Annotated in this window: 13 protein-coding genes; 2 read left to right on the forward strand and 11 right to left on the reverse strand. The window is 64.5% G+C overall.

What is annotated here, in order from left to right; all coding sequences use genetic code 11:
* The first annotated feature begins 8 nt into the window (after nucleotides 1-8).
* On the forward strand, nucleotides 9-1,166 hold the full coding sequence (locus tag ACE3TJ_RS08375) for an aminotransferase (RefSeq protein ID WP_374595654.1): 1,158 nt from the start codon (nucleotides 9-11) through the stop codon (nucleotides 1,164-1,166).
* Between the two features lie 3 nt (nucleotides 1,167-1,169).
* Here ACE3TJ_RS08375 and ACE3TJ_RS08380 read toward each other — a convergent pair whose 3' ends face one another.
* Genes ACE3TJ_RS08380 through ACE3TJ_RS08425 form a run of 10 tightly spaced genes read right to left on the reverse strand, consistent with a single transcriptional unit; the run spans nucleotide 1,170 to nucleotide 11,814 of the window.
* Nucleotides 1,170-2,840, reverse strand: a complete 1,671-nt coding sequence (locus ACE3TJ_RS08380) for an AMP-binding protein (RefSeq protein ID WP_374595655.1) — start codon at nucleotides 2,838-2,840, stop codon at nucleotides 1,170-1,172.
* Nucleotides 2,813-4,411, reverse strand: a complete 1,599-nt coding sequence (locus ACE3TJ_RS08385) for an AMP-binding protein (protein WP_374595656.1) — start codon at nucleotides 4,409-4,411, stop codon at nucleotides 2,813-2,815. Before ACE3TJ_RS08385 ends, ACE3TJ_RS08380 begins: the two co-directional genes overlap by 28 nt.
* Nucleotides 4,408-5,811 carry an aldehyde dehydrogenase family protein gene (locus ACE3TJ_RS08390; protein ID WP_374595657.1) on the reverse strand — a complete coding sequence of 468 codons (1,404 nt, stop codon included), beginning with the start codon at nucleotides 5,809-5,811 and terminating at the stop codon, nucleotides 4,408-4,410. Before ACE3TJ_RS08390 ends, ACE3TJ_RS08385 begins: the two co-directional genes overlap by 4 nt.
* A gap of 28 nt (nucleotides 5,812-5,839) precedes the next feature.
* The gene (locus ACE3TJ_RS08395; protein ID WP_374595658.1) at nucleotides 5,840-8,044 is read right to left on the reverse strand and encodes a TonB-dependent receptor; all 2,205 of its coding nucleotides are present in this window, start codon (nucleotides 8,042-8,044) and stop codon (nucleotides 5,840-5,842) included.
* Between the two features lie 30 nt (nucleotides 8,045-8,074).
* The gene (locus ACE3TJ_RS08400) at nucleotides 8,075-8,545 is read right to left on the reverse strand and encodes a cytochrome C (RefSeq protein ID WP_374595659.1); all 471 of its coding nucleotides are present in this window, start codon (nucleotides 8,543-8,545) and stop codon (nucleotides 8,075-8,077) included.
* Nucleotides 8,542-8,982, reverse strand: coding sequence for a cytochrome c (locus tag ACE3TJ_RS08405; protein WP_374595660.1), 441 nt, complete (start codon nucleotides 8,980-8,982; stop codon nucleotides 8,542-8,544). The genes ACE3TJ_RS08400 and ACE3TJ_RS08405 overlap by 4 nt, the downstream gene beginning before the upstream one ends.
* Nucleotides 8,983-8,984: 2 nt before the next feature.
* Nucleotides 8,985-9,542, reverse strand: coding sequence for a methylamine dehydrogenase light chain (locus ACE3TJ_RS08410; RefSeq protein ID WP_374595661.1), 558 nt, complete (start codon nucleotides 9,540-9,542; stop codon nucleotides 8,985-8,987).
* A 12-nt stretch (nucleotides 9,543-9,554) separates the two neighbouring features.
* Complete coding sequence (gene mauD / locus ACE3TJ_RS08415) at nucleotides 9,555-10,139, reverse strand: methylamine dehydrogenase accessory protein MauD (RefSeq protein ID WP_374595662.1); 585 nt, start codon at nucleotides 10,137-10,139, stop codon at nucleotides 9,555-9,557.
* Nucleotides 10,136-10,636 (reverse strand): MauE/DoxX family redox-associated membrane protein, encoded by a 501-nt coding sequence (locus ACE3TJ_RS08420; protein WP_374595663.1) that lies wholly within the window; start codon nucleotides 10,634-10,636, stop codon nucleotides 10,136-10,138. The genes mauD and ACE3TJ_RS08420 overlap by 4 nt, the downstream gene beginning before the upstream one ends.
* Complete coding sequence (locus tag ACE3TJ_RS08425) at nucleotides 10,633-11,814, reverse strand: amine dehydrogenase large subunit (protein ID WP_374595664.1); 1,182 nt, start codon at nucleotides 11,812-11,814, stop codon at nucleotides 10,633-10,635. The genes ACE3TJ_RS08420 and ACE3TJ_RS08425 overlap by 4 nt, the downstream gene beginning before the upstream one ends.
* Before the next feature lie 255 nt (nucleotides 11,815-12,069).
* On the opposite strand from ACE3TJ_RS08425, the gene ACE3TJ_RS08430 reads away from it, so the two are divergent.
* Complete coding sequence (locus tag ACE3TJ_RS08430) at nucleotides 12,070-12,732, forward strand: TetR/AcrR family transcriptional regulator (protein WP_374595665.1); 663 nt, start codon at nucleotides 12,070-12,072, stop codon at nucleotides 12,730-12,732.
* 42 nt (nucleotides 12,733-12,774) lie between these two features.
* On the opposite strand, the gene ACE3TJ_RS08435 is transcribed toward ACE3TJ_RS08430, so the two are convergent.
* Nucleotides 12,775-14,130 carry a cytochrome B6 gene (locus ACE3TJ_RS08435; RefSeq protein WP_374595666.1) on the reverse strand — a complete coding sequence of 452 codons (1,356 nt, stop codon included), beginning with the start codon at nucleotides 14,128-14,130 and terminating at the stop codon, nucleotides 12,775-12,777.
* Nucleotides 14,131-14,211: the final 81 nt, after the last annotated feature.

Genomic DNA, 14,211 nt, shown 5'->3' on the forward strand with positions numbered 1-14,211 from the left:
TCCTTCTCATGAATCCGCTCTACGCCAACCTGCCGACCACGATCTTCGAGAAGATGTCGGCGCTTGCCCGCGAAACGGGCGCGATCAACCTTGGGCAAGGCTTCCCCGACGCGGGCTGGCCGCGCGACGTTCTGGAAGAAGGCGCCCGCGCGCTCACCGAAGGCTATAACCAGTATCCGCCGATGCCCGGCATCCCAGCGCTGCGGCAGGCGATCACCGATCATTACCGCCGCCATCAAGGCATCGATCTCGATTGGCAGACCGAAATCACCGTCACCTCGGGCGCGACCGAGGCGCTGGCCGCCGCGATCATGGCGCTCGTCAGCCCCGGCGACGAGGTGCTGATGATCCAGCCGATGTACGACGCCTATCTGCCCATGGTTCGCCAGGCGGGCGGCGTCCCTCGACTGATCCGCCTTGAACCGCCCGAATGGCGTCTCACCGCAGAGTCTCTGTCGTCTGCCTTCACGCCCCGCACGCGCGTCGTCCTCCTCAACAACCCGCTCAATCCCACAGCAACGATGTTCTCCGACGAGGAGCTCGCGCTCCTCGCTCGCTTCGTGGTCGCGCACGACGCCGTCGTCATCAGCGACGAGGTGTGGGAGCATGTCGTGTTCGATGGCCGCACCCATTCGCCGATCATGGCGCAGCCGGGAATGCGCGAGCGGACGGTGAAGATCGGATCGGGCGGCAAGATCTTCTCGCTCACCGGCTGGAAGGTCGGCTGGATGTGCGCCGCGCCGAAGCTCACGCACGCGCTTGCCCGCGCGCACCAGTTCCTCACCTTCACGACACCGCCGAACCTGCAGGCAGCCGTCGCCTACGGGCTCGGCAAGGCGGAGGATTATTTCACCACGATGCGCGCCGATTTCGCCCGCTCGCGTGACCGACTGGCAAGCGGCCTCGAAGCCGCGGGCTGGAAGACACTGCCGAGCGCGGGCACCTACTTCCTCTCGGTCGATCTCGCCGCCACGGGCATCGCGCTGGACGATGTGAGCTTCTGCGATCGGCTGGCGCGCGAGGGCGATGTCGTCGCGATTCCGGTGTCAGCGTTCTATGCCGAAACACCCGTCACATCGGTGGTACGCTTCTGCTTCGCGAAGGCCGACACGACGATCGACGCAGCGCTGGAACGCATGGCCCGCGCGCGGTCGCTGTTCGGCTAAGGCCTAGCTCCCGAGCTCCGCGATCATCGTCTCGCGCATCACGAACTTCTGCACCTTGCCCGTCACCGTCATCGGGAAGGTTTCCACGATCCGCACATAGCGCGGCACCTTGTAGTGCGCGATGCGGCCCCGGCAGTGATCGCGCACGTCCTCTTCCGAAAGCGCCGCGCCGCCGCGCGTCATCACCCACGCGCACAGTTCCTCGCCGAACCGATCGTCGGGAACGCCGATCACCTGCGCGTCGGCGATGTGCGGATGCGTCAGCAGGAACTCCTCAATCTCGCGCGGGTAGATGTTCTCGCCGCCACGGATCACCATGTCCTTGATGCGGCCCGTAATGCGGCAATAGCCCTTCTCGTCGATCGTCGCGATGTCGCCGGTGTGCATCCAGCCGTCTTCGTCGATCGCTTCGGCCGTGCGCGCGGCATCGTCCCAATAGCCCTGCATCACCGAATAACCGCGCGTGCACAGCTCGCCCGCCTCGCCCCGTGGCAGCGTCTCGCCGTCCGGCCCGACGATCTTCACCTCAAGGTGCGGCTGCACGCGGCCCACCGTGGAGACACGCTCCTCGATGGGATCGTCCATCCCGCTCTGGAAGCTCACCGGACTCGTCTCGGTCATGCCGTAGGCGATCGTCACCTGATGCATCCCGAGCCGGTCGATCACCTCGCGCATCGTCGCGATCGGGCACGGCGATCCCGCCATGATGCCCGTGCGCAGCGACGACACATCGAAGCTCTCGAATTCCGGCCGTCCGAGCACGGCGATAAACATCGTCGGCACACCGTACAGCGCCGTGCAACGTTCAGCCGCCACCGTCTCCAGCACCGCCATCGGATCGAAGGCCTCCGCCGGGTAGACCATCGTCGCCCCATGCGCGAGGCAGGCAAGGTTGCCCATCACCATGCCGAAGCAGTGGTAAAGCGGCACCGGAATGCACACGCGGTCTGCCTTCGAAAGCCCGATACCCGCGCCGACGAAATAGCCGTTGTTGAGGATGTTCCGGTGCGTCAGCGTCGCGCCCTTGGGGAAGCCCGTGGTGCCGCTGGTGAACTGGATGTTCACGGCATCGTTCGCGTCGATGGGGATCGCATCCAGCAGCGCCGTATCCGCCGCGCCCTCCAGATCGCCAAAGCGCAGACAGCCCGCGTGCGCCTCCTCGCCGATCGTCGCGACAAGCCTGAGGTCCGGCAGTGCCCGGGCACGCAGTGTTCCGGGCGTCGCTTCTGCAAGCTCCGGCATCAGCTCGCGCAGCATGGCGACATAGTCGCTCGTCTTGTGCCGCACCGCCGTCACCAGGGCGCGGCAGCCGACCTTCTTCAGCGCGTACTCGACCTCGCTCGTCCGGTACGCGGGATTGATCGTCACGAGGATCATGCCGGCCGTCGCGGTTGCGAACTGCAGGATCGTCCATTCCGCGCAGTTGGGCGCCCAGATGCCGACACGGTCGCCGGGCCGCACCCCCGCATCCAGCAGCCCGCAGGCCACGGCTTCGCTGCGCCGTTTCAGCTCCGCCCACGTCAGCCGCACGCCCTGATGCCGGACGACAAGCGCCTCGCCATCCGGATCGCGCGCAGCAGCAGCCGCAAGCATCGCGCCGATCGGCTTCTCGATCAGCGGCGGTTCGCTTAAACCAACAACGTGGCTCAGCTCTTGCGATTCTCCCCGGACCATTCCTGCTCCCTCAATTCCTTGCGCCGGATTTTGCCGCTCACTGTCTTGGGCAGCGATGCGACGAATTCGATCTTGCGCGGATACTTATAGGGCGCCGTCGTGGATTTCACATGCGTTTGCAAAGCCTCGACGAGCGCATCCGAAGCGGCGTGTCCCGCCGCGAGCACCACGAACGCCTTCACCACCTCACCGCGGGTCGGATCGGGACTCGCCACAACAGCGCTTTCGGCGACCGCCGGATGCTCGAACAGCGCGCTTTCCACCTCGAACGGGCCGATCCGGTATCCGGCGGAGAGGATCACGTCGTCGGCGCGGCCGACGAACCAGAAGAAACCGTCATCGTCCACAAAGGCGCGATCGCCGGTCAAATACCACCCATCGCGGAACACGCTTGCCGTGCGCTCGTCATCGTCGCGATAGCCAAGGAAGAGCCCCGGCGGCCGTCCCTCCGCAACGCGCAGCGCGATGTCGCCTTCCTCGCCCGGCGGCAGGCGCTCGCCGCCCTCGCCGATCACGGCAAGGTCAATGCCGGGCGCGGGCCTTCCCATCGCGCCCTGTCGCTCTGCGCCCTCGCGGTTGCAGCACAGCATCACCGTTTCGGTCTGGCCGTAGCCGTCGTGGATCGAAAGCCCGGTCGCGGCGCGCCACAGGTCGATCACCTCGGGATTGAGCGGTTCGCCCGCGCTCACGCAGCGCCGCAGTGTCTCGAAGCGCCGCGTGCCGAGATCGGAACGCACGAACATGCGGTACGCGGTCGGCGGCGCGCACAGCGTTGTCACCGGATATTTGGCAAGGAGGCCAAGCACCGCCTCCGCGTCGAAGCCCGGCGCGTGATAGGCGAAGATGCCCGCACCCATCATCCACGGTGCGAACAGGCTGGACCACGCCGCCTTCGCCCAGCCCGTGTCGGACACGTTCCACATCAGGTCGCCGGGGCCGAGATCGAGCCAATAGCGCGCCGTGATCTCGTGCGCGAGCGGATAGCCCGCGCCGTGGATCGTCATCTTCGGGTTTCCGGTGGTACCGCTGGTGAAATAGCAGAGCGCCGGATCATCGAATGCCGTGTCGGCGATCTCCGCGAGCGGCTCCGCCTTCGCGGCCAGTGCCGAATAGTCGCCCCAGCCATCGCGTGGCCCACCGATATGGAGCTTCGCGATTGCGTCGTCGCCAAGCGCGGCATCGACGCGATCGGCGATATCCGCACCCGCGATCACGCACACGGCCTTCGCCGCCGTGCGGCGGTAGGCGATGTCCTTGGGCATCAGCTGCACCGTGCCGGGCGAGGCGATGGCGCCAAGCCTCAAACAGCCGAGCATCAGCTCCCACCATTCGAGTTCGCGCGCCAGCAGGATCAGCACGGTATCGCCGCGCTTTACCCCCGCGTTTTTCAGAACGGCAGCGGCCCGCGCCGCCCGTTCGTCAAGCGCGGCAAAGCTGATGTCCTCGACGCGGCCGACCGCATCGACCCAAAGCAGGGCACGATCGGTTCCACGCTCGCGCGCAAGACGCTGCATCCGGTCCCGCGCGAAATTGGTTCGCGCGGGCGGATTCCACTCGAAAGGCACGGTCATCGCGCTTCGTTGATGATCTGCACCTGCGTGAACTCATGCAGGCCTTCCTCGGCGAATTCCACGCCGATGCCGGATTGCTTGGCGCCGCCGAAGGGGATGTTCGGCCCGAAATCGAGGTGCTTGTTGATCCACACCGTGCCCGAATCCATCCGCGTCGCGATGTCGTAGGCGGTGTCGCGGTCCTTGCCCCACACGGAACCGCCGAGACCCCACGGCGAGGCATTGGCGCGCTCGAGCGCTTCTTCCGCATCATCGTAGCGAATGACCGGCAGAATGGGTCCGAACTGTTCCTCGTCCACGATGCGTGTGCCGTCCGAAACGTCGCGCACGATCGTCGGCCGGATGAAATAGCCAGGCCGATCCACGGTCTCGCCGCCCGCGATGATATTGCCGGACGCGCGCGCGTCGTCGAGGAAGCCCTTCACCTTCTCGTACTGCATCTTGTTCTGCAGCGGGCCGATCTGCGCGCCCTGCGCGAGCCCATCGTCCACGATCGCCGCGTCCGCCAGCTTCGCCAGTTCGGCGCAAAGATCCTCATAGATGGAAGAATGGGCGTAGACGCGCTTGACGGCGAGGCACACCTGCCCCGCGTTCATCATCGCCGCGCCGAAGATGCCGGGCGCGATCGTCTTGGGGTCGGCATCGGGCAGCACGATCGCCGCGTCGTTGCCGCCGAGTTCGAGCGTGATGCGCTTGATGCTGGAAGCGGCGCTCGCCATCACCTTCTTGCCCGTCTCGGTGGAGCCGGTGAACGAAATCTTGGCGATATCCGGGTGCGTCGTCAGCTTACCGCCGAGATCGTTCTGGTCGGTCACGATATTGATGACGCCCGCCGGGAAAATCTCCGCGCAAAGCTCGCCGAGCTTCAGCGTGGTGAGCGGCGTAGTCGGCGCGGGCTTGATGACGATGGTGTTGCCGGCAAGCAGCGCCATCGGCATCTTGAAAGCGACAATCAGCACCGGGAAATTCCACGGAATGATCGCGCCGACCACACCCAGCGGCTTCCGCCGCATCTCGACGCGGCGGGTATCGTTGTCCTCGATCAGTTTGCTTTCGAGTTCCAGCGACGCGAGGTAACGCATGAATGCCGCCGTATAGGCGATTTCCGCCGTCGATTCACTGAGCGGCTTGCCCTGTTCCTGCGTCAGCAGTCGGGCGAAGCTATCCACCTTCGCCTCGATGGCGTCGGCGAGTTTCAGGAGCAGATCACGGCGTTCCTGCATGGAACGCCGCGACCATGCGGGGAAGGCGGCCTTCGCGGCGGCGACCGCAGCATCAAGCTGGGCCTCCGATCCGCGCGGACAAACGGCGAGTACCTCTTCCGTCGCCGGGTTGATGACATTCATTGTCATATCGCCCGGCACCAGCGCGCCGCCGATCAGCAGCCGATAGTCGTCCATAACCAATCCTTCCCCAGTATCGTCGTCTTTAGAACTTGTAACCCACAGTCACGCCGTAGGTGCGCGGTGCGGAGATGTGATTATAATCGAAACCGAAGCCGGCGAGCAGATCGACGCGCGAGGTGAAATAGAACTTGTTGCCAAGGTTCTTGCCCCAGATCGACGCGTTCCAGCGTCCGTCCGCGGTCTCGTAGTCGATGTGTGCGCCAAGGATCGCGTAGCTGCCCTGCTGCAACCGCGGCACGTTCAGCACTTCGAAATACTGGCTCGACGAATAGCTCACGTCGCCGTGAAGGCTCAGCTTGCCGCTATCCGAATCCATGGCTGTCACATCCACGCCGCCGTTGAAGGTCAGCGACGGCGCATTCGACAGTTCATTGCCCGATACGTCGACACCGCTCACCGTGCCCTTCTTGATCTTGGAATCGAGAAGACCGACGCCGGCACGGAGACTGAGCATGTCGTTCGCGCGAACGCTGAGTTCAGCCTCGCCGCCCATGATCCGCGATTTATCGATGTTCAGCAGCGTCTGCGCTGCGGTTACAGGATCGACGTTGATGAACTGCTGATTGCGATAATCATAATAGAAGGCCGCGAGGTTGAGCGTAACTGTGCGCCCCGCGAACTGTGTTTTGGCACCGATCTCGTATGCATTCACTTTTTCCGGTTTCGCGATCGAAAGCTCGGATGGATCGAAGAATGCCTGAGCGTTGAAACTGCTCGCGCGGTACCCCCGGCTGTAATGCGCATACAGAAGATTACCGTCTGCAAGTTTGTAATCGAAGCCGATCTTCCCGGAGATATTGTCGGTGCTGTATTTCAGGTTCGATGGCGGGATCAGGTTTACTACCAGCACGCCATTCGGGCCGAGCGCATTCGATTCGAAATCGGTCTGCCGTCCCGTGTCGTGCGTGTAGCGCAGGCCGCCGCGCAGCGTGATCGAGTCGGTGATGTCGTAGTTCATGTCGGTGTAGAGCGCGAAGCTCTTCTTCACCTGGTTGAAGCTGTTCGCGAACAAACAGCCGAGCGGAAGGCCGATCGCGCAGTCCGCATCCGTCACGCCGGGCACGCCGTCTGAATCGACATCCTTGGCGATTTCGAAGGTCGTGCTGTTGAACACCTTTTCGCGATTGTAATAGGCACCGAGGATGAAATCGAACGGACCACCCGTGTCGCTCGTCAGCCGCAAATCCTGCGCGAACTGTTTCGCCTTGTCATAATAGGGAATTTCAAGGAGCTCGGTCGCCGTCCCGTCGGTATCTTCATAGAACGAGAGCTTGCCCTTGTCCCAAGAGGTGATGCTTGTGACGGTAAGCGTATCCGAAACGTCGATATTGCCGGTCAGCGCGAGCGAATACGTGCGCGCGCGGCGACGTTCGGTAACGTTCGCTTCGATCTCGCGCTTGCCGAGGCCGGGCCGGTTCACGGCTTCAGGCTGCGCGTAGATGCCGTAGTTGCGCGGGTTCTGATAGCTCGTCGAACCGCGCAGCACGAACCGCACCCCGTCCGAAGGCTCCAGCAGCACGGAAGCGCGAACCGCATATTCGCGAACGCTCGCAAGGTCGGGCTCGCCCGGCAGCTGGTTCTTGAACCAGCCGTCCGCGCGCGCGAAGGTGAAAGCGACGCGCGCCGCGGCCTTGTCGCCCATGGGCATATTGATGGCACCGCTCGCATCCATGCGGTTGTAATTGCCGTAGCCGAGATTGAGATAGCCGCTCGTCTCGCCGAGTTCCGGCGCGCGGCTGATGAGGTTCACGGCACCGCCCGTGGTGTTCTTGCCATAGAGCGTGCCCTGCGGGCCGCGCAGCACCTCGACGCGTTCAAGATCGTACATCGCAACGCCGAGGAACGCGAAATTCCCCTTGTAGACTTCGTCGTAGTAGGTCGCGACCGGGCTCGACTGATTGAGGCTGTAGTCCGACATCGAAACGCCGCGCAGCGCGAAGATGGGCGTGTTGTCGCCGACGATGCTGGTCAGCTGCAGGTTCGCAACCTTGGTGACGAGATCGTCGGCGTTCGTCACGCGCGATTTCGAAAGCTGGTCGCCGCCGATCGCGGAGACCGAGATCGGCACGTCCTGAAGCCGCTCGGCCCGCTTCGTCGCGGTGATGACGATTTCCGTATCGGCAGGCGCCGCCTCGGTATTTTCCTGCGCGTGCGCAATTCCGGCGGTGCCTGCAAGCAGAGCCGGCAAGATGGTGGCGGACAGTGCCGCGCGTCCTGAAATCTTCATAGTCAAACCTTCCCCTTTTGTTTCCCCGAATTATGTGTCGCCGCCCTCCGCAAGAGCATTGATCTTTTCGACCAGTTCCGCCCGCACGGCAGGCGCTTCGGTGCGGAGCGGCGCCTTGCGCAGCTTGCCGATCTCGCTTGCCGTATAGGGTTTGAAATCCGCCGGAACATGCGCGTTGTCGAAGCGGTAAAGCGTCCAGTTCAGAAGGTCCGCGAGTTCCGTGTCGCTGATCGGCGCGGTCGCGACTCCCGGAACGCGTCCCAGATATTCGCGCCCGCCCGGCACCTGCAGGAACTTCGCCACCACCCCCGCCATCGCGGGCGTCGTCTCGGCGCTGCCGGTCGCATCCGGCCGGTGGCAGCCCTGGCATTTCAGGATCCAGTTCTGCCGCGCGAGCGCCGGATTGGAAACGCCGGTCTCGCGGGTGACACCCTGCGCAGCCAGTCCCGCACCGGCGACGCCGGCGAGAGCGGCAAGCGCGAGGATGCCGCGCAGTATCACTTGATCGCGGCCTTCAGTTCGGCAACCTGCCGCGGGGTCAGCGCCGCGCCGCCCTTGCGGATACCGCCCACCTCATCGGCACTGAAGCGCGTGACCTTCTTGTCGGCCGCAGCGATCGTGTCGAGCACGTGGTTCAGAACCGCTGCAACCTCGTCGTCCTTCATCGGCTGCGCAGGCATCACGCCGCGATAGGTCTTGCCGTCGACAACGATCGGCCCGGAGAGGCCGCGCGTCAGCGCCAGCACCAGGAAGCGCCGCCCGTCCGGCTTGGCCGCGAGCGCCGCGGGTTCCACCTTCAGCGAAGGGAACGCGCCCGGCACACCCGCGCCGGTCGCGAGATGGCACGCCGCGCAGCGCTTGTAGAGCGCCGGGCCGTCCGCGGCCTCGGCCGCCGCAGGCAACGCCATCAGCAGCATCGCGGCCGCGATACGCAGCATCGTCATTTCTCCAGTGCCACGCCGAGGATAACCGCGGTCGAGCAGTTGTAGATCGCGCTCGACGTGCCGAGGCACCAGTTGATGTCGTTGTTCTCCTGAGGCCGCACCATCGGCCGGTCGCCCTCGTTGCGGTTGCACAGGCACCGCCCGCACGAGGATTTGCCGCAGCAGTCGTTGTAGCTGATGATGTAGGAGCGATTGTCCGCCGGGTTGAGGCAGGTGCCGATCCACGTGATCGGCGACATCTCCGTGCCCGGCGGGCAGGTGCTCGCCGTGCCGCCGCAGCATGAGCAGAGGAATCCGTCGATCGCACAGTAGCGCCAGTAGTCGCAGCTCGCCTGATCGCCCGGATCCTGCGGATTGCGCGTCGGCTGCGGCGCGATGCCGCCGCCGGCGCCGCCGTGCGCAGGGTTCGCCGCGGCATAGGCGCGCGACACGGGCAGCACGGGGAACGCCGCGGCGCCGGTGATCGCACCGCCGATCAGCGTCAACAGGCTACGGCGCGAGGTGGTTTTGGCTACCCGGCGGGTGAGCGCTTCGGTGATCTTGTCGATGGCCATGGCTGCGTCCCCCTATCGTTTCGCAAGAAAGTCCTGGAGCGAGGCGACGCCGCGCTCCTTGGCTTCGAACAGGCTTTCGAGATGCTCGCGCGTGTTGACGAGGCCGAGCGAGGCGATCTTGCCATCCTCGCCGATCAGCACGGCGTACGGCAGCTTCGACACGCCGAAGCGGCGCCCGAGATCCTCGGAGAGGACGTAGGGGAAGCCCGCCAGCCCTTCGGCCATCATCAGGCGCCGGTGCGCAGCTTCATCCCCGTCGCTCGCCAGGATCGCGTCGAGCCAGCCGCGCTCGGCAGCGGCAGCCGACTTGAACACCGGCAGCAGCGTCTTGCAGATCGGGCAGTCCGGCGAAAGGAAGAAGACCAGCTGGCTACGGCCCCGCGCGCCGCCGATCACGACAGCATTGCCGCTCAGCGACTTCACATGCATTTCCGGGGCGGCGTCACCGACCTTCACGCCCTGATGCAGCGTCAGCGCGCCCGCAGGCGCGATCCGTTCGTGGAGAACGCCCACCTGCCGCGCCAGCGCCGCGATGAGCACGCCCAGCACGGCAACGGTGATCCAGAGCAGCACCTGCGAGACGACGATCAGGCTCATGCGTGCCTCCAATGAGGTTGAGGGATGGCCGCCAGTTCACCGGCGGCGGACTGCAGGCTGAAAAGCGCAAGCGCCGCGAACAATGGTTCGGGCGACCATGCGCCCGCCGGTAGAAACGCAGCGGCGAGCGCGAGAGCGGCGAAAAAGATGGCGCGCGCCGGAGCAAAGACCCGGGGAGCCGCGGCATGCGCGCCGAAAGTGCAACCGCAATCGAACGCCTCACCGCGCCGCCGCACAAGCAGCACGGCGTAGACAAGCCAGAGCCCCGCGGCGATGGCGGCACCTGCCGGCCGCGTCGCGGCGAACAGCAGTGCGATCGCCGCAAGCAGCTCCACCGCACCCGCCGTCGCGGCGAGCACCCTGCCGAAACCGGCGTTCACGCCTGCAAGTCGCGCCGCCGCACCCGCAAGGCGGTCGGCCTGGAACGCCTTGTGCGCGGCCGCCGACAGCAGCACGAGCGCCAGGAACAGCGCGATGCTGTCGCCAGCGAAGCTCATTTGCCCGCCGCCGTCATGGTCATCGGGTCGTGGACGACCTCTGCGACCGTGTGCAGGAATTCGCCGCTGTTCGCGTCGTAGACGTCGAGATTGCCGTCCGGTCGCGATGCGACGAGATAGGGTTTCGCCCCCGCCGTCACCTCGATCGAAAGCGTGTGGTTCTTCATCGCGACCTTGCGCGCGACGGCCTTCTTCGCGGTATCCGCGACCCAGACCTCGGTGCCGCCGTTCTTGTGGCTACCGTCCGTGCCGTTCGGGTCCATCAGCACGTAGACGTGCCCCGCCGCGTCGGCGGACGTCACCTGCCAGCCGCCGGGGCGATATCCCTTCGCGGCATCGCCCGGCACCATCGCGAATCCGCCGAGATCACGCGGCTTGTCTCCGGAAAGATCGAAGCCGCGCAGCTTGCCCTTGAAGCTGACGAACCACGCCGTCCGGCCCGCCATCGCCGGCATCATGAACCAGGGATCATTGTCGATGTCGTTCACGGCCTTGGTCGCCGTCGTCGATTTCGGTTTGCCCGTCTCGTCGAGCAGCACGGTCATCATCGTGCCGTCCGCACACAGCGAGGAGAATCCGCGCGCGCCGGTGGGATACATCAGTGAACAGCCCGGCAGATCGATGTCGCCGAGGATCTTCCGCGCTTCAAGATCGACGACCGTGACGGATGCGCCCGGCGTGAAGTTGAAGACGAGCATCCACTTCTCGCCGTTCGTGAACTGCATGGCGTTCTTCAGCGTCACAAACATGCCGCGCTTGCCGCCCGGCAGCACGATCTCACCTTTCGGCGCCAGTGTCGCCTTGTCCCAGATCGAGATCACATCGGTGCGCTCGCCGCGCGTCAGGCGCGAGAAGAAGGTCTCGCCCGTGTAAATCTCGCTGCCGGTCGTCGACGGCAGCAGCGTGCCGAACTGCGCGACCGGAACCTGCCCTTTCACCGAGGAAACGGGGCTCGACACGTCGACGATGGCGGCGCGCCCGTCGAGGATGCTCTTGAAGTGCAGGTCGTGCACGAAAACATAGCTGTCGGGATAGCGTTCGGGCAGCGTCGCGACCGCCGGAATCGGCTCCTCGGGTAGCGGCTGCGGAAAGGACTGCTGTGTCTGTGCATTGCTCGTGGCGACATTGCCTGCGGCAAGCAGCAGCGTGGCGGCCAGAAGCCCGGCGCGTCGTGACATGAAACCCCTCCCTCGCATCGCCCTTCGACGAGTCGCACTTCCCTAAAGCGCGAAAATGATTTAGGTCTTGTGTCCAATTTTTGTCAAGCGTACTAATTTGTCGGTGCAAAATCAGCGCGCTAGAGCATCGCGCGGAAAAGCGGGAACCGGTTTTCCGCAAAAGCGATGCGGGCAAAAGAGATAGAGCAACCTGCGCGATTACGGAATCGCGCAGGTTGCTCTAGACGCTCCGGCGAGAGTCGAAGGAGTTCCGTGTTGCCTGAGTTCATTGTTCCGGACCTGAAAGTTGTCCCCCGCGAGGGCGGTTACGCGCGCGGGCAGGACGGCGTGGAGCAGATCCTGCGCGCGGCACTCACCATCCTTGTCGAGCAGGGCTACCGCGCCGTGACGATGCGCGCGATCGCCAAGGCCTGCGACATGAAGCTCGGCAACATCACCTACTATTTTCCAACGCGCGACGAACTCGTCCGCGCGCTGTTCGATGCCGTCATCAGCAGCTACGAGGAAGCGTTCGATGCGATCAGCCACGACGAAGGCACCAGCGTGGAGGAGCGCTTCGAAAGCCTGATCAGGCTGATCCTGGAGGACATCACCACCAAGAAGACGACGCGCTTCTTCCCGGAAATCTGGGCGCTCGCCAATCACGATCCGTTCGTGTCCGAGCGGGTCGACGAGGTCTATCGCCGCGCCCGCGCCGTGCTCAACGAACTGATCGCGGAACTCAACCCGTCGCTGCCCGAAGACGAGCGCGAAACGGTCGCCCTGTTCATTTCCGCCTCGCTTAAGGGCACTACGATGTTCGCGGGCCACGACAAGCCGTGGCGGCATCGCATGGGCTGGCTCGAAACCATCGCCTGCCGCGCTTACGTGCCGCTCGTCAAATCGCTGAAACCGGGCGACATCCGCAAGCCGCGTTGAAAGCGGGGCGCTCCGGTCGCACACCGGAACGCCCCTCATGCCTCACAGCGTGTAGAGAAACGCAACCAGATCCTTCTTTTCGTCCGCTGTCAGTTTCGTCTGCAGCACGATGTTGAAGAACTCGACCGTGTCGTCGAGCGTCATCAGCCGGTTGTCGTGCAGATAGGGCGGTGAATCCTTGATGCCGCGCAGCGGGAAGGTCTTGATCGGCCCGTCCATCGCCGCGTAGCGCCCGTTGATCATCTTCGGCTTGAAGAAGCGTTCGGTCTTCAGATTGTGCATCAGATTGTCCGTGAAATACGGGCCGGAATGACACACCGAACATTGCCCCTTGCCGTTGAACAGCGCCTCGCCGCGAAGCTCTGCCGCCGTCGCTTTCGCGGGATCGAGCTTGCCGAGCACAGTGAGCTTGGGCGCCGGCGGAAAGTCCAGAAGCTCCTGGAACTCCGCCATGGCGTGCACCTGATCGGCGCGATTGAGCGTGTTCACACCTTTCTTGGCCGCGGTCGTCGGATCACCGTCGAAATAGGCCGCGCGCTGTTCGAACTCCGTGAAGTCCTCCACCGTCTTCAGCGCGCGCTGTGATCCGAACAGCCGCTGGATGTTCACGCCGCGTAGCGAGGGCGTGTCGATGCGGTGGCGGAATTCGTTGGGCCTTATGTCGCCAACGGTATGCGTCGCATTGTTGGTGTGGCCGTTCGCATGGCAATCGAAGCAGGAAACGCCGAGGCTCGGCTCCAGGCTCCGGCGATCGTCGGTGTTGTTGAACTGCTGCTGCGGGAACGGTGTCACCAAGAGGCGCAGGCCATCGAGCTGCTTGGGATTGAGCGCATCCTTGAACAGATCGTAGTAGTTCTGCGTCGTCACGAGTTGCCCGCGCGACACATCGCCTAGGTCGGGCCGCGTCGTCAGATAGATCGGCGCGGGGAATTCCGCGAGCATGTGTTCGGGCAGGTCGAAATCGAGGTCGAAGCGCGAAATGTCGCGCCCGGCATCCTTCTTCGTCCGGTCGATCACGTGCTTGGGAAAGATCATGCCGCCCGCTTCGTGGTGCGGGTGCGGCAGCGGATAGAAGCCCTCGGGCCACAGCGCCTTGTCGCGAACTTCGTCCGGAGACATGGCCGCGAGCTGATCCCACGTCGTGCCGGCCGGCAGCTTCACGCGCACGCCCGCCTGCACGGGCTTGCCGCCCGACATGGTGACACCGGCTGCGGGACGGTTGGCAAGATCGTAGCGCGCTGAGAGCAAGTCCTGCTGTCGTTTTGCAAACTTGGGCTTTTCGGCCTGAAGTTGTTTCACCAGATCGGCGAATGTCATGGGATTGGCGGCAAATGTTGCAGCGCCGCAAAACAGGACCACGGCAGATGACAAGGCACCTGCGAGCAACCTCTTCTTCATGAAAACCTCCCCGTTTTTGAAGAATCGGACGTCAACGCTCACACTGTCCGGGAAACAACATACGCCCAGTGCCGCTTTTCC

The organism is Sphingosinicella sp. (assembly GCF_041916975.1).
Lineage (GTDB): Bacteria > Pseudomonadota > Alphaproteobacteria > Sphingomonadales > Sphingomonadaceae > Sphingosinicella.

What these genes read in the sequence shown, in the direction of transcription:
- ACE3TJ_RS08405 (WP_374595660.1), bottom strand. Translation starts at nt 8,982, where the DNA reads ATGCTGCGTATCGCGGCCGCGATGCTGCTGATGGCGTTGCCTGCGGCG.
- ACE3TJ_RS08425 (WP_374595664.1), bottom strand. Translation starts at nt 11,814, where the DNA reads ATGTCACGACGCGCCGGGCTTCTGGCCGCCACGCTGCTGCTTGCCGCA.
- ACE3TJ_RS08385 (WP_374595656.1), bottom strand. Translation starts at nt 4,411, where the DNA reads ATGACCGTGCCTTTCGAGTGGAATCCGCCCGCGCGAACCAATTTCGCG.
- ACE3TJ_RS08435 (WP_374595666.1), bottom strand. Translation starts at nt 14,130, where the DNA reads ATGAAGAAGAGGTTGCTCGCAGGTGCCTTGTCATCTGCCGTGGTCCTG.
- ACE3TJ_RS08395 (WP_374595658.1), bottom strand. Translation starts at nt 8,044, where the DNA reads ATGAAGATTTCAGGACGCGCGGCACTGTCCGCCACCATCTTGCCGGCT.
- mauD (WP_374595662.1), bottom strand. Translation starts at nt 10,139, where the DNA reads ATGAGCCTGATCGTCGTCTCGCAGGTGCTGCTCTGGATCACCGTTGCC.
- ACE3TJ_RS08375 (WP_374595654.1), top strand. Translation starts at nt 9, where the DNA reads ATGAATCCGCTCTACGCCAACCTGCCGACCACGATCTTCGAGAAGATG.
- ACE3TJ_RS08410 (WP_374595661.1), bottom strand. Translation starts at nt 9,542, where the DNA reads ATGGCCATCGACAAGATCACCGAAGCGCTCACCCGCCGGGTAGCCAAA.
- ACE3TJ_RS08380 (WP_374595655.1), bottom strand. Translation starts at nt 2,840, where the DNA reads ATGGTCCGGGGAGAATCGCAAGAGCTGAGCCACGTTGTTGGTTTAAGC.
- ACE3TJ_RS08390 (WP_374595657.1), bottom strand. Translation starts at nt 5,811, where the DNA reads ATGGACGACTATCGGCTGCTGATCGGCGGCGCGCTGGTGCCGGGCGAT.
- ACE3TJ_RS08420 (WP_374595663.1), bottom strand. Translation starts at nt 10,636, where the DNA reads ATGAGCTTCGCTGGCGACAGCATCGCGCTGTTCCTGGCGCTCGTGCTG.